Consider the following 22,809-nt stretch of genomic DNA (forward strand, 5'->3'; position numbering starts at 1 on the left):
TTTATCTGAGTAATACAACGGTCCCTTTTCGTTCTCCATCCCCGCATAGTGTTTTAGCACGGATGATATAAACATAAGTACCGATAGGTTGCGGTTCTCCTTTATAAGTACCGTCCCAGCAGCTTTCCAGTGTTGTTGAATGGAAAACGAGTTCTCCCCATCTGTTAAAAATATTGAAATCAACAGTAAGGGCGCCCCAGTATTTAAATCCAAAGCAATCATTTTTACCATCACCGTTTGGTGTGAATGCGGATGCCATCGGGAAGCTGCTTAATGCAGTAGTGGTGTTTACCGGTACGGTAACAGAATCTATGCTGCCACATCCGTTTGCGTCAATAACCTGCACATGATAAGTGGTAGATATAATGGGTTTTACTACCGGATCAGGTATGCTGAGGTCTTTAATACCAGCAACAGCTTCCCATATATATTGTATGCCTCCGGAAGCTGTTAATTTAGTCTCGGGGTGCGTACAATCTATCGGATTGGCATATTTAACAGCTGTAACCGGAGCCGGATTCACGATGACAGGTATGTTCATTGTCTGATTAAGCTGACAGATATTATCTGTGACGATTAACTTATAAGTAGTCGTGGATGCAGGTGTTACTACTAACTGATCGGTATTTCCCAGGAATGTATTATCTGCATCCTGCCATTCATATGTATTTCCTCCGGTAACCTTAAGTACAGCAGATTCTCCCTTACAAATACCTGATGTTGGAGTTATTATGTTTACATCGGGCTGATGTATTTTAACGAGGATAGAATCTTTAATACTGCAACCATCTGCGGTCGTAGCGGTTACAACATACCGGGTTGTCGTTAGCGGGTTGGCCAATGGACCAGATGATGTGGCATCGTCCAGACCTGTTGCTGGTAACCAGCTATAGCTCGATGCAATATCAGCTAAAACAGATAATTGTGTAGGCGTACCGGCGCATGTAATTACATCTGTACTTTTTGTTAATGAAGGCACCGCACTTACATCAACCATAATACTGGCTGATGACGTACAACCATCCGAGGTAGTAGCAGTTACACTATACAGAGTAGCTGTTACGGGATTAGCAAGAGGTGTAGCGATTGCCGCATTGTTTAAGCCAGTTGCCGGTGACCAGCTATAATTTGATGTTAGATCAGCCAGTCCTGATAACGTTGTACCTGTACCAGCGCACATGATTACATCCGGACTTTTTGTTATCACGGGAACAGGACTTACTTTAACTGTTATATTCCCGGTTTCCGTACAGCCATTTGCAGTAGTTGCCAATACCGTGTATGACGTAGTTGTTTGTGGATTGGCTACAGGATTAGCAATGGTGGCATCATCCAGGCTTGTTGCCGGAGACCAGTTATAACCGGAGGGTACTGTTGCTGCTGCGGATAATTGCGTAGTAGTACCGTTACAGATAGTGGCGTCTGCGCTTCTTGTTAATCCGGGAAGAGGATTTACAGTGATGGCAATATTGGCTGTTTGTGTACAGTCTCCATCAGTAGCGGTGATCGTATAAGTATTGTTGGCTGCCGGTGTAGCAACAGGGTTCGCAATGTTAACCGCTGAAAGTCCTGCGGCGGGAGTCCATGTAAATGTAGGGTAATTGCCTGTTGCATTGAGCTGCACAGGTGTTCCGGCACAGGTTGCTTTACTGGTGATATTGGTTGCAAGAGGATCACAAACCCACTTTAGAGCAGTGAGATAGTCTTCAACTTCTCCATTATCAGCAAGGCCGCTTGCGGTTGTCACTGAGGTAGTTGACAACCTGAATCTGAAGCCGAAAAGTTTGGTACTCCCCTGTACCGGCTTGTTCGGTATGCCAGTCCAGGTAAGTGTAGCCGTTGTTGCAGTATTGGGAATGATTGCCGTGGCGATCTCGTTAGCATCAAACTGTTGATTACGGTTAATATCAAACCATCCGCTGAGATAAACAGCAGCACCGGTGGTGTTTGTCAGAGGAACATTGAGTGAATAAGTACCGCTGCGGTCGTAGTCAGGGAAAGTAGTGATGGCTTCTTCATCAACTCCTGTAATATTATCATCTACATCATTTAATGGATCAGCATCCGGGAGTACTGAACCCAGTTTTAGTCTTGGGTCCTGTGTAACAGTAGGAAAAGGCACATCGTAATTACAACTATTGCTTTCTGTATAGCTGATCTTATGAGCTGCATAGCCATAACTTGCGGGCAGATCGCCTCTGTCTACCGGCGTTAATATACCGAATGCTACCGCCATGCCGCCATATGAGTTCTTGTCCATATGTACTTCTACGGATACTGTACCTGTGGAAGGAGCATCGGTAGCCATTAATGGGCTTTGACCTATAGGAATGAATGCGTTGGCAGCATTTGAATGTTGTGTATCTGTAATGACGATCGTTTGGGTACCACATCCGGTGAGGGGATTGGAGATCGTTGTTGAATTTCTGTAAAACTGTAGTGTTCTCCAGTTGCCCCCTGTAGTGATAAAAGTTGTAGCCTCTACGTTTATTACGCTGGCTTCTGCATCGGCTGCACAAAAGGTAAAAGGAGTAGGAACTCCGTTACGGGTTGCATCCACCTGCATCGTAAAAGTGGTGTTATTCGTTTGTCCTGGAGCGAATAATGCCGGTTTTATCGAAGTATTGGAAAAATCATAGAGGAAATGCAATACAGCTCCACTCCAGGTGTTCATGACGGAGGGGGCGGGTATAGGGCCGGTTACCTTTGAAAAAGTAATTTTGACGGTAAGGCCATCGGTTGTATTAAATGTTTTACTGGCACCATCGGCTATTGTGAATCCTGTCCAGTCAAACCACCAGATACCTCCTTTCAGCGTTCCTTGGCCTAAGTCTGCGTATTGTGCTTTTAATGAGAAGCTTGTCAGGAATAATAAAATCAGTAAGGAGTTACGTTTCATATAGGTTGGGAGGCATTCTGCGCCACGAAATAAAACAAAAAACAGGTATAATAAAAATTGGAAGGGATATAATAACCCTTCAGCTGGAAGATTAAGGGTTATTATATATTCTTTTTTGAAATTTATTTCTGATTTCGGACTAAAGTGGATGATGAAGTTTGTAAAAGGGTATCTTTCTCGTTCTTCCAGGAATTTCTTCCCACAAAAATTTGGAATAATTAAAAAACTATTTACCTTTGCAATCCCTAACACGGAAATGATGCCCAGATGGCGAAATTGGTAGACGCACTGTGTTCAGGTCGCAGCGCTCGCAAGGGTGTGCTGGTTCGAATCCAGTTCTGGGCACTTGGCGAAAAGCCGGAGATATTATCTCCGGCTTTTTTTATATACATACTTGAAATCGTCAATCAGGTTGAATATTTGGGAATTGGTTGTTTAATCTTTAAGTTTGTTTAATCTAAAAAAGAATTCCGCACACCCAACAATAACTAAAAGTTATAATTGTCAATATGCTATAAGATGGAAAGTTTAATAATTGATAAACTCCATTAGATGAATAGAACAATTGTTAAATTGCCTGACAAAACGTATTTAAAACCTATAATGAACTACATCGACTTATTCGCAGGAGCGGGAGGACTATCAGAGGGATTTATCCGCGAAGGATTTACTCCGATTGCCCACGTGGAAATGGATGAAGCAGCTTCTTTTTCTTTAAAAACCAGGGTAGCTTATCATTATTTAAAGATGAAGGGTTATGACAAATATGTGGCTTATCTCAAAGGTGATTTAACGAGGTCCGATTTATATTCAAATATTCCTAAAGAATTATTGGATAGTGTAATTAATTTGCCAATAGGAGGGGAGCATAATTCAAGGATACATAAAAGTATAGAGACATTAATTGGTAAGAGAGAAGTGGATCTGATGATAGGGGGGCCTCCTTGTCAGGCATACTCCGTTGTGGGCAGAGCCAGGTCAAAAAATGGAATGGAAAAGGACCCCCGCAATTATCTATATTTTCAATATGCAGGGTTCCTTGAGAAATATAATCCCAAAATGTTTGTATTTGAAAACGTATTAGGACTTAAATCAGCTAAAGGCGGTATATATCTGACCCACATGGAAAGTTTATTCCGGAAGAAAGGCTATAAAATGCATCTTTTCCTGGTTGAGGCTAATAAATTTGGGGTTTTGCAAAATCGGAAAAGGATTATTATAATTGGTTGGAAAGACGATTTTATTCCGAATCTTCCGGATCTTGCAACTATTGATTTATCAGGTACGAATAAGGTAAGAGACCTGTTCAGTGATTTGCCTAAACTGATGGCTGGTGAAGGTGTAGATAAATATAGCAGATATTCCACAGAAACAATAAACGATTACTTACGAGATTCTTATATTCGTAATGGTATAAATGTATTAACTCAGCATATATCAAGACCTCACACTGATCAGGATAAAAGAATCTATCAAATAGCTGTTAACAAGTGGAACAACGGGAATGAGCGTTTAAATTATAATGACCTACCAGAAGAGCTTAAAACGCATAAAAACCGTGAAACTTTTTGTGATCGTTTTAAGGTAGTGGCAGAAGATCTGAGTTACTCACAAACCGTTGTTGCTCATATTGCTAAAGACGGGCATTACTATATTCATCCTGATATAAGGCAGAATCGTTCTATTACGGTTCGCGAAGCAGCCAGGCTACAATCATTTCCGGATGATTATTATTTTGAAGGGGTTAAAGAAAAGGGCAGTAGAACTGCTGCGTTTAAACAAATTGGGAATGCTGTTCCACCATTAATGGCTAATGAAATAGCCAAAATAATCAAGGCACAATTATAGAAACTCAATTTTACAGGAATGCATACTGAATCCTGCACACCCAATCCGGAATTTTTAATTAAATCTATCGCTGAACAAGGTTATACACTTGAGACCTCTATCGCAGATCTTATAGATAATTCAATCACTGCGACTGCGGAACTTGTCGAAGTTTTGATTGATACACAGAAAACTCCACTCGCGCTTTTTATTGCTGACGATGGCATTGGAATGTCTTATGAGGAACTTAAAAAAAACATGCAGTTTCCAAGCGGCTCTCCCGAAGATTCCCGGGAAACAAACGATCTTGGTAGGTTTGGCTTAGGATTGAAAACTGCATCCTTTGCTCAAACCAGATGCTTTACCGTAATTTCTAAAAAACGGGGTGAAACAAAGTTTAATGCACGAACATGGGATGTTAATCATTTGAAAAAAGGTCATTGGGAGGTCCTGATCAACTCTGAGGAAGAAATAGATTTTTTTTTAAATACCTACTATAATCTAAGCAAAGTTTTCCTGAAACCATTTTCGAATTATCAGCCTAATACTATTATTGTGTGGCATGGTCTTTACAAATTTGAAAATGGAACTGGGGAGAATCCTGGATCAGAAGTACTTCAAAAAGAGTTGACACGAACCGTAAAAGAGCATTTGCAACTAACATTTCACAGATTTATGGAGAGAGATAAGCCTTTGCAGATCAGACTAAATAATGAGCACCTTATTCCGTTTAATCCTTTTCCTGTAAGTGCGAGACAAATATCGACAAAGCAAAAAGTACTTTTCGGTAACCGCTTAAAGCTGGAAGGATATGTACTACCCAATAGTAGTATTTCAGAAAGTAAAGGAATTTCAGGGTGGACGCTTACGGATAAAAGTTTAATGGATATGGAAGGTATGTATATATACAGATCTGACCGGATCATTGTTTTCGGAGGCTGGAACGGAGTAATCCGAAAGTCTCCTCTGTTACAACTTGCACGCCTGAAAGTAGAAATAGGAAATGGAATTGATCACTTATTTCACCTTAATGTAGCAAAGTCTTCTATCACAATCCCTTTCAGTGAAAGAAGAGGTTTTATACGATATGTCAGTGAATTAAAGGCAGAAGCTGAAAAAGAATTTTTCAATTATGAAGTACGCCGTTCAGCTGTAAAATCGCAGGTGAAAATGATATTTAAAAAAATACCAACCAGCCATGGAATGGCAATGGTAATTGATAAGGACTTCACACTTTTAAAATCGCTTACTGATACGCTCACGGAGCAACAAAACAAACAATTGAAAATCATTCTAAGAATGATTACGACAACTGTAAATAAGATAAAAAAGGTGCATACTGATGAAAACTATGTTTCATTGGTGGAAAAGGAAGGAATTCAGGAAGTTGATATAAAGGAAGCAATAATGCAGCTTTTGGCAGACCGGATTAGCAAGGAGAATATTTTAAATGATATATTGCCTGCTATGGGGATAGATATTAACACATTATCAGCATCTATACTTTCACTTTTACAATGATATACAAATGACCCCTCAGGAAATAATCGACGGAATAAAGACAATTATCAGACTCCAGAACCAAAACAAAGAGAGTGTTTCTTTACAATATTTCAGCGAAAAGAAACCAGCTATTCTTTCAATACTTAAAATAATGATTCAGTCTGCGCTAGAAAATACAGATGAAAGCACTATTAGCAGTTATTATGAAACAGCTGTAAAGGAATATGTATCTGTTCATCCTGTTGACATTGATACTTCAAGTTCCCTTACAAAAAAGGGTTTTAAGACGTGGCTCACGGAAGAGCGGAAAAAAAAATTACCATTAAATTACATAAACAGATACCTGACTTATTTAAGTAAAATCGGGAGGTCTGATCATATAATTGAAGAACTTAGCCGTGCGAGTGAAGCAATACTTGGTAAACTCGGTGATCCTCAGTCATCTGAAGCCTTTTACAAAAAAGGACTGGTTGTAGGAAGTGTTCAGTCCGGGAAAACAGGAAATTTTAATGCTGTAATTAATAGAGCTGTTGACGCAGGATATAATCTGATAATTATTCTTTCCGGAATAATGGAAGATTTAAGAATTCAAACACAATTACGCTTGGAAACAGATGTTATCGGAGAAGGACATCAGGGAATTAAAGGTGTAGGCAAGGAAAAACGATTTGGCATGCAAGGTCTTACAGATATACCTCAGGTTATTTCAATAACATCACACAGGTCTGACTTTAAAAAATATCTTCAGGATGCCAACTTTTCATTGAATCATAAGAATATACTTGTATGTAAGAAAAATACAGGTGTTCTGAAAAATCTTTTGATCTGGCTTAGCGATCTGACTGAAGCCAGTGCTCAGCACAATATACCACTATTGATTATTGATGATGAGGCTGACAATGCATCATTAAACAACCTTGGTCATAAAGGACGTGAATATGCTAGCACTATTAATGGTCATATCCGCGCTATATTGGGTCTTTTTACGCGTAAAACATACCTGGGATATACGGGTACGCCTTTTGCAAATGTTTTACAGGATAGGAATGAAGAAGCAATTGGTCTATGGCCTATCAGTTATAAACTAAATGGAGAAATTGTAAACAAGCTGTTTGGTCAGGTTGATAATATTTTTCCGGAAGACTTCATTGAATTATTGGAAAGCCCCTCGAATTATATAGGGGCAAAACAAATTTTTGAAACGTTAACAGACTCTGATTTTATTAAGATTCCATTAGTAGAACCTGTAACGGATTGTGCAGCGTCATTTCCATCAAAAGTAGTAGATGATCAGGGAGGCACTAGGCCTGCTACTCTTACCGAAATTGAAGATGGTACAGGAATAAGATCTCCAAGGAAAGATGATCTATTTCCTTCTTATTTACCCGACTCAATGAAGGAAGCTATTGAATGCTTTATTCTTGGCATTGCAATACGGCTAAAACGCAGGCCGGCTATGGTAGGTTCAGCCTTATATATGCCTCACAACACAATGCTTATACATGTTTCCAGATTTTCTGACTGGCAAAACCGTACAAGGAATCTTGTAAATGAAGAAATAGAGGTTATAATGGATAGAATTAATGCTGAACTACCAACTTCTCCCGATTCGATTTATGCTAAACTTGAAAAAACATGGAATAAGTATTATGCATTAATAGTTGCTAATATCAGAACTTATTTACCGGTAGGGTATGCTGATGAATTTCTTGATCCGGTGACATTTGATGAGATAAAATCTCTTTTCCCTGATGCTGTCAAAGGGATTGAAGTAAAAGCGATAAATAATATTACTAAAGAAAAACTTGTTTATAATACAGATAGTAGCGGAAATGGGAAAAAATATATAGCCGTTGGTGGAAACCGTTTGTCACGTGGATTTACACTTGAAGGACTAACAATTAATTACTTTATCCGGGATACTAACTATGCAGACACGCTTTTGCAGATGGGGCGTTGGTTTGGATATAGACCTGGGTATATTGATTGTTGTAAGTTGTTTACGACGTGGGACTCAATTGAAAAGTTTGATGCAGCTACACGAACAATTGAAGAGCTTGAAATGGAGTTTAAAAAGATGCATAGGGATGGAAAAACACCGGAAGATTTTATTCTGCGCGTACGTACTCATCCAGGTGTTTTAAAAATAACACGTCCGTCCATTCTTAAAAACACAGTAGAGGTAAATTGGTCTTATCAGGATACACTAGTGCAAACTACCCAGTTCGAAATGAATGCGTCAAGAATAAACAATTCATGGAGTGAATTAAAGGATTTGTTCAGAGCTAATAATTGGAGTTTATTAAAAGACAGGGGGTTTTACTTTATTGATACAGATGTACAAGGGCTTTTTAGCTTCTTAAATTGTGCCAATGCATTCTACGAGTATAAAGCGGAGTTATCTCAAATAAAGGCTTTTATAGAACTTTGCCTTACACTAAATAAACTTAGTAAATGGCGTGTTGCTGTGAAATTCACAGGAGGATCCCAAATAAATATTCCCTCTTCAGAATCGGGTTTACCTGGAAATGTTAAATTATCTGTTAGATCAGCTCCTTTAGAAGAAAAGCAACCAGTCTATTATAAAAGGTTACTGGAGAAAAAGATATTTACAGGATCTGGTAAGTCTGCCAATATTATCTCGTCCGGTTTAGATATGGCATTATGGCTGGAGAATAGTGAGATATCTTTTGCCAATAAAAAATTTATTGATCAGAAAATAAAAGAATATAATAAAACCGATGTGGAAAATGCTGAAAAAAAGGCCAGAGAAGCGTCAAAACCAGAGCGGATTTACAGAGAATTAATGAGTGATGAAACTGGCCTTTTGGTAATTTATCTTATGGATTTACGGGAAGTGTTCAATAATGATTCAAGACTTAAACAGCTGAAGGAAAATGAAAAAATTAATGATGAAATACCTTTAATAGGATATGCAATAGGTTTCCCAAAAATGTCTTCAAATATTGGGGGGAAATATGTTCGGGGAAATTATAATATTGATGAAGATGAACCGGAAGCAGATGAATATGATGAAGAGACTTTAAATGCATTGGAGGAAATTATATGACAGTAATTGAACTTGAACAGCGCTGGCGGTTAATTGTAAATACAGGTGTTGCCCTTTATCGTTCGCTGCGTATTAATGCTGATTGTATACCTGATTTATATCTTGCGTTGGATGTTAAGGGAGATCGCTTCCTTATACTTCAGGTACCCAATGGAATAAATATTCAATGCCAGAATATTAAAATGGAAAATCTTTCCATTGAATGGCACGAAGATTCCCGTTTTGTTGTGATAGGTCTGCTCAACAAACAATTTACTGATTTATATAATGATCTGGTGCTTTCCTTATACAATAGAATTGATAAGTTGACCAGCCCAGCCCGGTATGCAGATGAATTTATTAAATGCTTTTATAAATGGGCAGATTTTTTTGAAGATAATATTCCGGATAAACTTTCAGATGTAGAAGTTAAGGGCCTTTTTGGAGAGCTTATTGTCCTGCGTAACTATATTGCTGATGCCGATCTTACTAATTGTAATACTATCTTAAATGCATGGCAGGGACCATTTGGTCGGACCCACGATTTTACTTTCGGGGACTTTAACCTTGAAGTAAAAACAAAAGATGATAATCAAATCACAGTCCGGATTTCGAGTGAATACCAGTTGCAGCCCGAGGCAGGAAAAAATATGAGACTTGCTGTTGTAAATGTGGCAGTGAAGGATAATGGAAAGAACCTGGGTATGGTTATTCACGAGATAAAAGAAATTATAATAGAAAAGGGTGCAGATATGGTTACATTTCTCAAGGCAATTATTAAAGCAGGACTTAATGCAGGTAATGTAGTGCTTTATAACCATCATAAATGGGAACCTTTATCTATCAGTTTTTATGATTGTAGTTCAGGTGATGATTTTCCCAAAATCATCTCATCCCGGCTACCCAATGGTATCAACACCGTAAAATATAATCTGACAGTAGACCTGATACAGGATTATCTTATTCAAAGAATTTATCTATAATGGAACTGAAGGAATTACTAATTTACCGGCAGCAAATTTTGGATGAAAGTAAAGATGCCGATGGCTATACATCTGATGAGGGTTTCCTTGAAAATTGTTTACCAGGCCTCGGTGATACGAAACATATTGAATCATTGGATTCAACAGACATTCATTGTTCACTGGATGGCGGAAGCACAAAGGTTAACGCTTATATGGTAAATGAATCGGAGGAACGTTTGCAGATTTTTATTGTAAATGAAGAATCTATCAGACCAGATGCTACTGATGAAAGTTTAATGTTATCACAAAAAACTGTGTATGAAAAACAGTTTAACAGAGCTATTTCTTTCCTGAAAAAATCAATTAAACGCCAGTTAGACCAGTTGCAGGACGGATCACCTGCATGGATTTTGGTTCATCAATTGTCTTCATCTGGATTCATGGATCAAATTGATGTTGTAGAAATATTTCTGTTAACTGCTACAGTTACAGTTCAACGAAAAGTGGATAGTATAACGGTAAGGAATTTTGAATTTGAAGATGAAAATATAACGGTTAGCTTCACCCGGGATAAGAAAAAACATACCAAAGATCTTATTATTATACGGAGGCTTATAGATATAAATTTTCTTTATAATATTTATATTGCAAAAGGTAGTCGTGACCCACTAATTATAAATTTCGGAGAATCTCCATTCAATAATCCACTTCCTTGTCTGCGAGCTGCAAATGAGGCGGCTTTTGATTCTTATCTTTGTGCAATCCCTGCAACTTTACTTGCGGAATTATATAAGAGACATAGTAGTCGTTTACTGGAAAAGAATGTTCGTTCTTTTCTCCAACTTAAAGGTGTTAATAAAGGAATGCAGGAAACAATCCGCAACGAGCCGGAGAAATTTATCGCTTATAATAACGGATTGACCATTACAGCTACTGACAGTGACCTTCTCTATAAAGATGGAACTTACTACATTAAAACGCTTACTGATTTTCAAATAGTTAATGGTGGCCAAACTACAGCTACGCTGTATTTTTCACAAAAACTGGGATTAAATATAGATCAGATCCGGGTAATGGCGAAGATTAATGTTGCAAAGGGAGCAAGTGAAGAGGTATTGGATGACCTTATTTCGAATATAAGTACTTATTCCAATGCGCAGTCGAAGGTCTCTAAAGTAGATCTTCGGGCACGTAATCCACAATTGATGAAGATCAAATCGCTCTCTGAAAGTATTTTGACAATAAGTGGCAGGAAGTGGTTTTTTGAACGTGCGAAAGGAGAATATGCCACATTGCTACGAATAAATTCAGGAAAAAAAGCACAATTAGAAAAGGAATTTCCAAAAGAAAGAAGATTTTCTAAAGAAGAGTTGGCGAAATATTTTGCAGCCTGGGGAGATAAACCTTATGCTGTTAAAAAGGGTGGTGAAAAGATCTTCAGATTATTCCTTGAAGATTTGTCAGGCGAAGGGAAGAGTAAAAAAGTAACAATAATCAATCGTGGTTTTTATGAAGAACTGGTTGCCCGTATTGTTTTGTTCAGAGAACTGGAAAAGATCTATGGAACGGGCAATAATGCAATGGGGCAATTAAGATCAGCAGTGGTTCCATATTCTATATCTGTTGTTTATGCATATACAAATGGTAATAAGAAGGGGCTGCACTTTGACTTACTAAAAGTGTGGAAGGCTGAAAAACTAGATGATGATTTGCGTCGGGTTTTCAAAAACCTAATGGAGTTAATGAATAAATTGATTAAGAAATATGCTCAAAGTGATGACCTGGGAGAGTATTCAAAGAAGCCAGAGCTATGGGACGCTATTGTTACTTCAAATGAGATTAGCATATTTATGGCAAATTCAGATGTAGATACAGTTCTTAAGCGTTATGGTATAACTACGGATGAGTTGAGAAAAAGAGAGAAAGAAATAAGCCAAACAGAAGAAATAAATTTTGATTCACTTATTGAGATATCAGCAATTTTTGACAGAGGAATTGAATTTTACAAAAGTATCCTCTTAGCTATGTCGAAATCATTGAGCGATTCGCACCAGAAAAAGATTGAAAGTATAATTATCTCCATTCAACAGTGCAAATCCATTGAGGGAAGTCTTTTAATATTTGAAAAGAAATTATTAAATGAAGTAATGATATCTGATACAAGCCTTCTCGATAAAATAAATAGTCAACATCTTTTGTTCAGTGATGCAACCAATTTTGTTATAAAGAAATATAATGAAGCTATAATAAAGGGAGATAATGTGCAATCCTCTTTTGATGCACTTAAAGAATTAGGTTTTAAAAAAGGAATTCGTCATTATTCTGTTTTTGGAGAAATAGGCAAACTACTTGAGAATGGCGAATTACCTTCAATGTCTCAGATAAGACAGGTTATAGAATATTCTTCTAATCAGAATAAAAAATAACTATCAGTTAGTTATGTATAAGACATACTGAAAACATAGTTTTAATTGAAACGAATAGCTGGATTAACAGATATATATCATATTGGGTATAATATCCAACATGTTTTATTGAAGGATTCTCGGGATATCTAACTTGTCATTAACTGCAATACATAAATGATGGCAGATGTACATTCACAAGAGGTAAGAAGCTTTAATATGAGCAAGATAAAGGGGAAAGACACTAAGCCTGAGCTCCTTGTAAGAAAGTTTTTATTTTCTCATGGGTTTCGTTACAGGCTTCACGACAAAAAACTTCCGGGAAAGCCGGATATGGTTTTCCCCAAGTATAAAACCGTCCTTTTTATAAATGGATGTTTTTGGCACGGACATGATGGTTGCAAATATTTTGTGGTACCAAAGACGAGAACAGAATGGTGGCTTAACAAAATCACGGGTAATAAAAATAAGGATGTTGAACACATGCTGGAACTAAAGGAAAACGGATGGAATGTAATTATTGTATGGGAATGTCAATTGAAACCAAGTGAAAGAGACGTAACATTGCAAACTCTTTTGAATGAATTAAAGAATAATGAACGGCTTTAAATATATAGATTTGTTTGCGGGAGCCGGAGGGCTGTCGGAAGGTTTTATCAGAGCTGGATTTGAACCAGTTGCTCATGTTGAAGTTGATAAGGCTGCCTGCTTTACATTAAAAACGCGTGTTGCATGTCACTATCTTAAGTCAGTTGGTAAGTATGATACCTATGTATTATATCTGAAAGGAGAAATAACGAGAAAGGAGCTTTATGAATTAGTTCCTGCAAAGCTGCTTGATGCTGTTATTAATCTGCCAATCGGAGCTGATTATAATCCTGCCATTCACAAAGCTATTGAAAGGCAATTAGGAGGTGAAAAAATAGATTTAATTATTGGAGGGCCACCTTGTCAGGCTTATTCATTAGTTGGCCGTGCTAGGTCTGAAAATGGGATGAAAGGAGATCGGCGTAATTATCTATATATTCATTATGCAAAGTTTTTAGAAAAGTATCAGCCGAAGTTATTTGTATTTGAAAATGTAGGAGGATTGCAGTCAGCTGGTAATGGATTGTATTTGAATAATATGAGTAAACTCTTTTTAAAAAAGGGCTACAACATGAAAATATTTAACGTTGAAGCCAATAATTTGGGAGTTTTACAAAATAGAAAACGTATTATCATCATAGGATGGAAAAATGGACTTCGTTATAATATTCCGGATCTTGAATTAATAAGGATTAGTACCGGTCATACAGTCAAATCGTTATTTAATGACTTACCTAAAATACAGGCCGGAGAAAAAACAGGTAAATTTTCAAAATACAAGTCAAGAACCAATGGCTATCTCACAGAAAGTTTTATCCGTAACGGTAGTAATATATTAACTCAACATATTGCACGACCTCATTCCAGGCAGGATAAAGAAATTTATCGGATTGCCGTAAAAAAATGGAATAAATTTAAAGGAAGATTAAGTTATAATGACTTGCCTGAAAGACTTAAAACTCACAAAAACCGTGGTTCTTTTCATGACAGATTTAAGGTCGTAGCGGCAAATGAGGCATTTTCCCACACGGTAGTCGCTCACATAGCTAAAGATGGGCATTATTATATTCATCCGGATATAGATCAAAACCGCTCAATAACAATTCGCGAAGCAGCAAGACTACAATCATTTCCAGATGATTACTATTTTGAAGGAGTAAAAGAAAGCATGAACAGGACGCCGGCATTTAAACAAATTGGAAATGCTGTACCACCTCTTATGGCATATCATATTGCTTGTAAATTGATGAATCTTATATATAAAAAAAGCTAATAATAAATATTTTTTTCTTTTTTTCTCTTCTTCAGAGTCAACTCACGGTTATATTATCAACTTAAGTATTACATTCAGTTCTGTGGTTCGAAGTTTGTTTTCGGAGAAAATCAGTTTTTTCTGATCAAGTTTTTTCGGGAAGATCGAATCAATGATTTGTTTTTTGCCGATAGGGAAAGTTGCGATATAGCGGGTGGCTATGTTTTTCATGATTTCTCTTCCTTGGGAAAGGTATTCACCATATTCATCTTTAGTGGCCGGTAACTTTGTTTTCACTTAGCTATTAAGAATTTTCAAGTAGGTTTCAGGGCTAAAAAAGCTTCTCTTTTATTCCATTTTAGACTAAAATGTTTCACTCAGGCACTCGTAGTATAACCTTATCAAATTTCATTGTTATTCTCTTGCATATTCGAACCCTTTTCACTCCACAATAAAAAAAGCGGTGTCTGATTGAGCTATTTTTATGTCCAACAAGGTTATTTTACTCCGGCCAACTCTACGAAATTTGACATTCATTAAATCATTCTGCAGTATGGTAGAATCAAAACCAGTTCTTGTTACAACCGGACCGGGGGAGGGGCAGAACCTGTCAATGGTTGGAGACACTTATCGTATTCTTATCACCGGTAAGGAGACAGGAGGCGCTTTTGCTATCATTGACATGCTCATACCCCCCAATGGATATATCAATTATCCGCAGTTGGAGTTAAAGGAGGTTGGACAAATACTACAGCCATAAATAAAAATGAATTATATTAAAAAAAACATAATTTATTTTTATTTATGGCTGTAGTATTTGATTTTGAGGCTGGAAAAGGATTTCACTTCACATCGACTTTTGCAAAACGTTTTAACAGTAAGCTGATCAATGACCGGGTGTTCCTTCCCGAAACACTGGGCGAGGGGTTTATCCAGGAAGTATACTTGGATAACGGATTATCATTGTGCCTGCACCATTATACGCTAAAGGAGGAGTTTGTATTGAGACGCCACGGCACAGGGGCCTCAGAGGTATTGACAATGAAGTTTGATGGACGCAGAATGCCTGTTCGATCGAAGAAGGATATGTGGGAGTCTTTGTTTACTATCGGCAAGGGCTATGAAGTGGAATTCGGGACCAGCAATTTCTTCACGGAAGTAACCATTCCGCCAAGTGAGAAAATCATCTTCATAGTGATTGTCATCACCCGCCAGACATTGCTGAATTTATTACAACTTAAGAAAGAGGGGACTGAAATAGAAAATGCCATCAGGAATAATCCCTCCTTTATCTTTCACGAGGGAATGACAGGCGAAATGGAACAAACGTTGAAACGTATCAGCATGATTAATGAAACCACAAAGCTATCTGCATTGCTATACCAGACCAGGGCGCAGGAGTTGATTTATTTTTTGTTTTCCAGGCTTTTTTCACGTAAGGAAGGCGTTTTGTTTTATGTCAACCAGGAAGATGTAAAAAAAATATACCTGGTCCGGGCAAATATTCTGGCCGATCTGAGTACTCCTCCCCAATTGCCCGATTTGGCCAGGAATATCGGCATGAGTCCCACCAAGATGAAACAGCTTTTTCGCCAAATTTTCGGAGACAGTATTTATAATTATTTCCAGGCGGAAAGAATGAACGAAGCGGCGCAACTGCTAAGGGATTATTCTGTTTCCCAGGTAGGTTACAGGATCGGCTTTTCTAATCTGAGCCATTTTACCCGGTTATTTGAGCGGCACCATCAAATGAAACCCAAACGGTACAAGGATATATTAGAGGAGAGGCTCTTACAGGATTAATGTACCACTGGCAGGAAATCTTCGCATGGAAAAAAGTCATTATCTAACCTCTGCTAATTAATTCTATTTTGTCAGATTCCTAAGTATAGTGACCCTAACGGCAAACAGCGGTTTTTATCGACCGATTTTTCAAATATAAGCGGGAAACGTCTTTTTTGAAAAATTCAACATCAGGAAGACTTAAAGGCCTGTCCTCCCAATATCCGGGAAACAACATTGCTTCTTATTTAGGCGTTAAACCCGAATCTTTGAGCAGGATCAAACTCCTAACATACATCAATAAATAAAGTGTTCTTTAAGGCGAACTTCGCACTTCATTAATTTTTATAAAATTGAAGTATGCCAATAATCAAATTAAAAGTAAGTGGTCAGAAAAAAAACTTCACCCCACAACGTTTTCTAAAAAGGTTGCTTTTGTCCCGCCTGGCAAGCCCCTTTATCCATAAGGAATTTTGCAGCATCCTTATCAGTAACGGGTTGGAAATTTCTGACATTAACGTTAATCAATTATTTAATGAGTATCCATTTTATCAAGACAATAAATTTATTTTATCAACATAAACATATCACGTAGGAAGTTTAGGAAATTCTTTGTCTTATAGGTAGTAGAACGATCAGTTGAATAATATTACAATAAAGATGATCGCTCTATTATACATAAGCTTTCGGGTTATCCCTCAAAAGCGAGTCGCTCAAATTTTAAATAATTAACCATGAAAAAAAGATTCCCCTTTATTTTAGTCTTGATTTGCACAATCTCTTTTATTGCATGTAGCAAAAAGGATAAAACTACCGATCCATCAAATGGAAATCCTTCCACATTAACTGCATTTATAGGAGATACAATTAGCATTGCAGGAAAAAATCTCGGCACCGACCCTAGAGCACTATTAATTCAATTCGGAACAGTGCTTGTCGATATAATCAGCGTATCTGAAACATCTGTAAAAGTTGTTGTACCCGATAATATTGAAGAATCGGCTGTTAAAATTCATTTATATTCAGGTACTAACGAGATAATACTAGCTAACGATTTCAAGCTGAAAGCACCGGTTATTCAATCTCTTTCCTGTGATTCAGGTGTAGCAGGGCAGCAAGTAATAATAACAGGAAAAGGATTTAGCAGTTCAACCAAATTTACACAAATATACTTTGGAGACAAGCTGCTAAACGCTATTGATCAAAGTCATACCGGTTTGATCATAAGAGTACCGGATAGCATCCCTGCAGGAAAATATGCTATTTCAGTAAGCTTGGCTGGATTGAAAGCCTCTGCTCCGGAATTGTTCAAGGTTATACTTCCTGGAACACCGACTTTCACCGGTTTTTCGCCTCAAACTGCATTTATCGGGGATACAATTACGCTCGAGGGTGAACATCTTGGTACCAATCCTGATGCTTTAACGGTTAATTTCGGAAATGTACAAGCACAGGTTGTGAGTGCGGCTGAAACTTCTGTGAAGGTCGTTGTGCCGGATGAAATAGAAGCGGCATCTGCTAAAATTCAACTTATTTCCGGCCTTACCAACCTTACGTCAACCAGTGATTTCCAGTTAAAAGCACCTGTTATTGATTCTATCACCATTAAATCAGGTTTCTCCGGACAATATTATGATATACGCGGCAAAGGGTTCAGAAAATCATACAAGACAGCACAGATCATATTTGGCAATACTACTATAGATGCCAAGCTGGGTGTGCCTGACCATTCCGACTTATATACAAAGGTGCCCGAAGGAGTGGCCGCAGGAAAATATACTGTCAAGGTTGTGGTGGCTGGCATGACGGCCACAGCGAACGATTTATTTGAGGTAATTGTCCCCAGTATAACATCTTTCACTCCTCATTCCGGAACTTATTTTACAGAAATGACTATTACAGGAACAAATCTGGCAAACGTAAATCCAGGCAATGCTGCCTTTGTTAAGTTTGTTGATTTTGCAACTGGCATAGGCAACATTTATGGCTTATCAATTTCGAATGATGCTAATCAAATAAAGTTATACGTACCTAATTTAACAGTAGGTACTTACAGGATTATTGTGAGTATAGTAGGTAGCTCTGTTCAAACTAATGAACCGTTCACTTTTACAAAGTGGGAGTGAGTTTTAATTAATTAACAGAGAATTGGTTGGCGGGCATTAATTTAAACCTGTCAATTACACCTTATTCATCGGGTTTAACAAATCAAAAATGAAAATTGCAGGCCATCAGGTTGCTGTTATTATTTCAAAGAGATCTGCGATATAACAAATGCCAATAGTAAAACAAAGAAAAACAACATGAAGAAAATTAAATTCTTTTTTCTCAGTATAGCGATCTGCAGTGCATTATCCATGCAAGCCCAACCCGATGCCCTGGTGCAACAGATAAAAAACATGGGCAAAGAAAACAATCCAGCGAAAAGCCAGGCCCTGATGAAAAAAATTATCAAAGATAATCATTTGCTGGCCGGCAAAGACGCCGAAACTATTGATATAATGAAAGGCAATGTTGCCATGGATTACCTGGAAGGTGGAAACTATAGGGAGTTTGAAAAAGTAATTTATTCGATGAGCAACAAATTTAACGAGACGTCCTTTATGAGTATGGCAGCCATTACCCTGATACAGGAAAAAAAGGATCTAACAAAAGCCGAAGCACTCGCAAAAAAAACATTAGATCTCTATAATTCTTACAAAAATGATCCAAAAGCAAGGCCAGCATATATGGCAGCAGGAGACTGGGAGCGTTTCATGAGCTTTGCATATTACCCTTATTGCGATACGTATGCCATGGCCCTGCAGGCCGTTGGGAAAAATAAAGAAGCGCTAAACTATCAGGAAAAAGCTTTTGACGGACCTCCCGAAGAGGGTTTGCCATCATCAGTGGAACGATACGCAACGTTATTGACGCTGAACAACTGCGACGAGAAGGCTTATTCTTTATTGTTGCAAATGGCAAAAACGGGTAAATCTACAGATGGCATGAATAGTTTGCTGCGTGCGCTTTATGTCAAAATGAATAAGGACGCAACTGGTTATGATGCATTTTTTGACGGCCTTCAGGAAAATGTTGTATCAGAACTTAAAAAGGAATTGAAAACAAAAATGACCAATACAGATGCTCCTGATTTTAGTTTGCGGGATTTGGAAGATAAACCAGTTTCACTTGCTGATTTAAAGGGTAAAATGGTAGTGCTGGATTTTTGGGCCACCTGGTGTTTGCCCTGCAAGGCTTCTTTTCCTGCTATGAAGAAGCTAATGATACAATATCCAGATGTGATTTTTTTATTTATTGCGACACAGGAGAAACAGGATGGTGCTACCGAGCGTATTAAAAGGTTTATCACACAAAATAAGTACCCTTTCCACGTATTGCTGGACAAACCTTTAAAGGACAACCCGCAAATGTTTGAGGCACTTTCCGCCTACAAACCCAATGGAATCCCAGCCAAAATTATCATTGACACTAATGGCAAACAGCGGTTTTTAAGTACTGGTTTTTCATCAGATACGGAGTTGATAAATGAAATGAAAGCGATGATTCAATTAATTCGTGACCAGTATTAAAAGAATTTTGAAACAGTTAGTGATAGTGAAATAATTTACTTTGGGATTATCTCACAAATAAACTGGTAAACTCACCTGTTGCGCTTATCATTTGAACTTATCTTATTGCAAGGAAATAAAAAGCCTGGATATTGCTATCAAGGCTTTTTTGCAGGAGAGAAGCGGATGCACTTGTGCAGAATAATGCGAAAGTGTATAAACCTATTTACCTGTAAACCAATTACAGGATTAACAACCTATAGCCGGATGAGACAAAAACTTTAAACCACCCCATCCATTGTAATTACCGCTTTCCCAATAAATTTACCGTCGGGAACCTCGGTGTAAGCCTTTTTAAATGAATTGAAAGGATATACCTTACTAACTACAATTGCAATTCCATCTTCTGCATAACCTGTAAGTTCGGCGAGATATTCTGGGGAAGGTTTAAGCATGAGTAGTTTATATTTCTTACTTGAAAACAAGTTGATGAAAAAAGAGGTGATGATTTCTTTTGGTCCGGGGGCAGTATGTATATAAGCTGACGAATGCTTCATGATTTGTTTTGCTTTAGTAAAAGGCATTTTACCTGATAGGTCAATAACGACATCATATTGTTTGTTCCCTTTCAAAACATCTTCGTTCCGATAATTGACGACAAAGTCTGCACCCCAATCTTTACCCGCTGGAATTCCACTATCGCCTACTACAGTAGTAACTATGGCACCACTCATTTTTGCGATTTGAGTAGCGAACATCCCAATACCACCTGAAGCGCCATTGATAAGAATTTCGGCCCCTTTTTTCAGGCTTACTAAAGTTTTAAATATCTGCAACGCGGCAGAACCTACGACGGGCATAGCCGCAGCCTGTTCGAAAGAAATATTCCGAGGCCTGATGGCTATATCTTTTTCCTCGACTGTAAGATATTCTGACAACGCTTCTCCCTTAAAGACATCCAGTATACCGAATACCTCATCACCTTTATTGTATTTAGTAGCTGCCGTGCCGGTCTCTTCAACAATGCCCGAAAAATCAATTCCTATGCCTTTTGGAAATTTACTTCCAGACATTATTTTCATTTCCCCATTGCGTATTTTCCAATCCAAAGGATTGATGGATACTGCTTTAACTTTAATTAAAATGGTTGTGGCCTGCACAGCAGGAATCGGAACCTCTGCTATTTGTAATACCTCAGCACCGCCGAATTTGGAATAAATTATCTTTTTCATTTTGTTCTGTTTATGTTACCACTGTACATACCTTCTTTAAATACCCTTGCATTACGATCAGTTACAAATAGTACAATATTGCAATCCTCGACGGCTTTAAGCAAAATTGTCTCGTCTTCAACAACCAGGCTTTCTCCTTTTTGAATATTGATATTTTCGTTGACCGCAAGCAGTCCGTCGAATAAATACACCAGGCATGTAGCATCTTTTAATGGTAAAACCGGCAGTGATTGCTGTTTTCCCTGTTCCAGTCTAATGTCATAGATCCAGGTATTGCTTCTGATCTGTAAAGGAAACGGATCATCCTTTCCGGCAACCTCCCGCCATTCATTCCGGCTTATCGCTTCAGGAAAATCATAAAACTGTACTTTCGGGATCAGTCCGCCAATTTCCGGACGAATAAATATCTGTAAGGCGCTAAGCACACCGCCCTCTTGCAAAACCAGCTCTTCATGCTGGAATTGTGCGCCAGCATTCATCATCATTAATCTTTTATTCGTGATAATCTCGATATTCCCTTCTGTATCCTTATGCTCAACTACGCCACTTCTAATATAGGTTAGTATTTCATCATCTTTATGCGGGTGCATGGGTACCAGCGTACCGGGTGTAACTGTTGCCTGGTCGATTCGTCCAATGGTACCGATACCCGAATCTTCGGAACCCGTCCCTTTACCGGGAAAAAGTATTTCGATGCCGAAGCCACCGTTTTTCTTTACGATCTTTTGCTGATTTGAAATTACTTGCAATATGATTAATTGTTTAATTTATCCTTTAAAAAGTTACTGGCTTCCTGCATCGCCTGTTGTCCTATCGAACCTGTTCCAAAAAATCCATGGACATTTTCGTAATTTTGATAAACTGTAGGGACACCTGCCTTTTGCAACTTATCTGCATAGGCTTTCCCTTCATCTCTCAGGGGATCATAGTTTGCCGTCATGATCAATGCCGGAGGCAAACCCGAAAGGTCGGTCGCCCTTAAAGGCGATGCTTCATCGAATTTAGCCGGATCGGTCAGATAATTATCCCAAAACCATTTCATCATTTCCGCAGTCAAAACATAACCATCCTTATTTTCTTCCCAGGAAGCATGATGTGATGAATAGTGATCTGTTACTGGATAGGTTGCAAATTGGGCCTTAAGTACAACCCCGGCAGCTGTCAATTTTTGTGCTACGTAAAGAGCCATGTACCCCCCGGCACTATCCCCGGCTACGGCCATTTTTTCGCCAATTGCGTTATATTTTTTTGCGTTTTCAAGCATCCAAAGCGTTGCTGTAACAGAACTTTCCGGGCCCTCGGGGTATGGATGCTCTGGTGCCAGTTTGTAATCTACTGACATGACCACAGCAGCTGTATTAGCGCAAAGCTGCCGGCAAATTTCATCATGTGTATCTAAACTCAGGAGCACGAAACCGCCCCCATGAAAATAAGTTATCACCGGGAAGGGGCCGCTTCCTTTGGGGATATAAATTCTTACCGGGATCTGGTCTTTTTCTATTATTGTATTGATCACCTGTCCAACCGCTGTCGGGTTCGGGTTTGCCGGTGCCTGTTTCATCATATCCCTGGTTTGTTGCGGCGGCAAAAGGTTTAGTTTATCATAACCGTGCGCCTCTGCGTAGGCTATTGTTTTTAATACTTCTTCGGAAAGTGCCATTTGATTAGATTTTAATGCTATGTCAAAGGTCGGTAGGATGCCAAATTTAAAATAGCACGTTGCGCCTGAAAAATAGTCCAATCCGCCAGACGGTAT

16 protein-coding genes and 1 tRNA gene are annotated in these 22,809 nt (G+C 38.3%); 12 read left to right on the forward strand and 5 right to left on the reverse strand.

Annotated features, from left to right (window positions below):
- Nucleotide 1: 1 nt before the first annotated feature.
- Nucleotides 2–2,899, reverse strand: coding sequence for a T9SS type B sorting domain-containing protein (locus tag GO495_RS12850; protein ID WP_157300102.1), 2,898 nt, complete (start codon nt 2,897–2,899; stop codon nt 2–4).
- A 261-nt stretch (nt 2,900–3,160) separates the two neighbouring features.
- Here GO495_RS12850 and GO495_RS12855 point away from each other — a divergent pair.
- The 8 genes from GO495_RS12855 (at nt 3,161) to GO495_RS12890 (ending at nt 14,509) form a co-directional block, all read left to right on the forward strand.
- Nucleotides 3,161–3,244 (forward strand) — tRNA-Leu (locus GO495_RS12855).
- Between the two features lie 207 nt (nt 3,245–3,451).
- Nucleotides 3,452–4,747 (forward strand): DNA cytosine methyltransferase, encoded by a 1,296-nt coding sequence (locus GO495_RS12860; RefSeq protein ID WP_240915216.1) that lies wholly within the window; start codon nt 3,452–3,454, stop codon nt 4,745–4,747.
- An 18-nt stretch (nt 4,748–4,765) separates the two neighbouring features.
- On the forward strand, nt 4,766–6,247 hold the full coding sequence (locus GO495_RS12865) for an ATP-binding protein (RefSeq protein ID WP_157300103.1): 1,482 nt from the start codon (nt 4,766–4,768) through the stop codon (nt 6,245–6,247).
- Between the two features lie 7 nt (nt 6,248–6,254).
- On the forward strand, nt 6,255–9,299 hold the full coding sequence (locus GO495_RS12870) for a Z1 domain-containing protein (RefSeq protein WP_157300104.1): 3,045 nt from the start codon (nt 6,255–6,257) through the stop codon (nt 9,297–9,299).
- Complete coding sequence (locus GO495_RS12875) at nt 9,296–10,261, forward strand: PD-(D/E)XK motif protein (protein WP_157300105.1); 966 nt, start codon at nt 9,296–9,298, stop codon at nt 10,259–10,261. The genes GO495_RS12870 and GO495_RS12875 overlap by 4 nt, the downstream gene beginning before the upstream one ends.
- Nucleotides 10,261–12,669: an AIPR family protein gene (locus tag GO495_RS12880; protein ID WP_157300106.1), complete on the forward strand. Its 2,409-nt coding sequence runs from the start codon at nt 10,261–10,263 to the stop codon at nt 12,667–12,669. The genes GO495_RS12875 and GO495_RS12880 overlap by 1 nt, the downstream gene beginning before the upstream one ends.
- A 159-nt stretch (nt 12,670–12,828) precedes the next feature.
- Nucleotides 12,829–13,257: a very short patch repair endonuclease gene (locus GO495_RS12885; RefSeq protein WP_157300529.1), complete on the forward strand. Its 429-nt coding sequence runs from the start codon at nt 12,829–12,831 to the stop codon at nt 13,255–13,257.
- Nucleotides 13,244–14,509 carry a DNA cytosine methyltransferase gene (locus tag GO495_RS12890; RefSeq protein WP_157300107.1) on the forward strand — a complete coding sequence of 422 codons (1,266 nt, stop codon included), beginning with the start codon at nt 13,244–13,246 and terminating at the stop codon, nt 14,507–14,509. The genes GO495_RS12885 and GO495_RS12890 overlap by 14 nt, the downstream gene beginning before the upstream one ends.
- A 48-nt stretch (nt 14,510–14,557) precedes the next feature.
- On the opposite strand, the gene GO495_RS12895 is transcribed toward GO495_RS12890, so the two are convergent.
- Complete coding sequence (locus GO495_RS12895) at nt 14,558–14,785, reverse strand: hypothetical protein (RefSeq protein WP_240915217.1); 228 nt, start codon at nt 14,783–14,785, stop codon at nt 14,558–14,560.
- A 256-nt stretch (nt 14,786–15,041) separates the two neighbouring features.
- On the opposite strand from GO495_RS12895, the gene GO495_RS12900 reads away from it, so the two are divergent.
- From GO495_RS12900 to GO495_RS12915, 4 genes are all read left to right on the forward strand, one after another.
- Nucleotides 15,042–15,248, forward strand: coding sequence for a cupin domain-containing protein (locus GO495_RS12900; protein ID WP_205691253.1), 207 nt, complete (start codon nt 15,042–15,044; stop codon nt 15,246–15,248).
- A 44-nt stretch (nt 15,249–15,292) separates the two neighbouring features.
- A complete protein-coding gene (locus GO495_RS12905; protein ID WP_157300108.1) occupies nt 15,293–16,291 on the forward strand; it encodes a helix-turn-helix domain-containing protein in 999 nt (332 codons plus the stop codon).
- A gap of 713 nt (nt 16,292–17,004) precedes the next feature.
- On the forward strand, nt 17,005–18,396 hold the full coding sequence (locus GO495_RS12910; protein ID WP_157300109.1) for an IPT/TIG domain-containing protein: 1,392 nt from the start codon (nt 17,005–17,007) through the stop codon (nt 18,394–18,396).
- A 177-nt stretch (nt 18,397–18,573) separates the two neighbouring features.
- Nucleotides 18,574–19,842: a TlpA family protein disulfide reductase gene (locus GO495_RS12915; protein ID WP_157300110.1), complete on the forward strand. Its 1,269-nt coding sequence runs from the start codon at nt 18,574–18,576 to the stop codon at nt 19,840–19,842.
- Nucleotides 19,843–20,102: 260 nt separating this feature from the next.
- Here the strand turns inward: GO495_RS12915 and GO495_RS12920 are convergent, their stop codons facing one another.
- From GO495_RS12920 to GO495_RS12930, 3 genes are read right to left on the reverse strand one after another with little or no spacing between them, the layout of a single operon-like run.
- Nucleotides 20,103–21,053, reverse strand: a complete 951-nt coding sequence (locus GO495_RS12920) for an NAD(P)-dependent alcohol dehydrogenase (RefSeq protein WP_157300111.1) — start codon at nt 21,051–21,053, stop codon at nt 20,103–20,105.
- Nucleotides 21,050–21,802, reverse strand: coding sequence for a pirin family protein (locus tag GO495_RS12925; protein ID WP_157300112.1), 753 nt, complete (start codon nt 21,800–21,802; stop codon nt 21,050–21,052). Before GO495_RS12925 ends, GO495_RS12920 begins: the two co-directional genes overlap by 4 nt.
- 5 nt (nt 21,803–21,807) lie before the next feature.
- Nucleotides 21,808–22,794 (reverse strand): alpha/beta hydrolase, encoded by a 987-nt coding sequence (locus tag GO495_RS12930; protein ID WP_240915218.1) that lies wholly within the window; start codon nt 22,792–22,794, stop codon nt 21,808–21,810.
- Between the last annotated feature and the right edge of the window lie 15 nt (nt 22,795–22,809).

Source organism: Chitinophaga oryziterrae (genome assembly GCF_009758125.1).
Lineage (GTDB): Bacteria > Bacteroidota > Bacteroidia > Chitinophagales > Chitinophagaceae > Chitinophaga > Chitinophaga oryziterrae.

Bases quoted from the DNA above. Each gene is read 5' to 3' on its own strand.
- GO495_RS12865 (WP_157300103.1), top strand. From the start codon at position 4,766: ATGCATACTGAATCCTGCACACCCAATCCGGAATTTTTAATTAAATCT.
- GO495_RS12920 (WP_157300111.1), bottom strand. From the start codon at position 21,053: ATGAAAAAGATAATTTATTCCAAATTCGGCGGTGCTGAGGTATTACAA.
- GO495_RS12875 (WP_157300105.1), top strand. From the start codon at position 9,296: ATGACAGTAATTGAACTTGAACAGCGCTGGCGGTTAATTGTAAATACA.
- GO495_RS12905 (WP_157300108.1), top strand. From the start codon at position 15,293: ATGGCTGTAGTATTTGATTTTGAGGCTGGAAAAGGATTTCACTTCACA.
- GO495_RS12850 (WP_157300102.1), bottom strand. From the start codon at position 2,899: ATGAAACGTAACTCCTTACTGATTTTATTATTCCTGACAAGCTTCTCA.
- GO495_RS12880 (WP_157300106.1), top strand. From the start codon at position 10,261: ATGGAACTGAAGGAATTACTAATTTACCGGCAGCAAATTTTGGATGAA.
- GO495_RS12910 (WP_157300109.1), top strand. From the start codon at position 17,005: ATGAAAAAAAGATTCCCCTTTATTTTAGTCTTGATTTGCACAATCTCT.
- GO495_RS12900 (WP_205691253.1), top strand. From the start codon at position 15,042: ATGGTAGAATCAAAACCAGTTCTTGTTACAACCGGACCGGGGGAGGGG.
- GO495_RS12885 (WP_157300529.1), top strand. From the start codon at position 12,829: ATGGCAGATGTACATTCACAAGAGGTAAGAAGCTTTAATATGAGCAAG.
- GO495_RS12870 (WP_157300104.1), top strand. From the start codon at position 6,255: ATGACCCCTCAGGAAATAATCGACGGAATAAAGACAATTATCAGACTC.
- GO495_RS12890 (WP_157300107.1), top strand. From the start codon at position 13,244: ATGAACGGCTTTAAATATATAGATTTGTTTGCGGGAGCCGGAGGGCTG.
- GO495_RS12860 (WP_240915216.1), top strand. From the start codon at position 3,452: ATGAATAGAACAATTGTTAAATTGCCTGACAAAACGTATTTAAAACCT.
- GO495_RS12915 (WP_157300110.1), top strand. From the start codon at position 18,574: ATGAAGAAAATTAAATTCTTTTTTCTCAGTATAGCGATCTGCAGTGCA.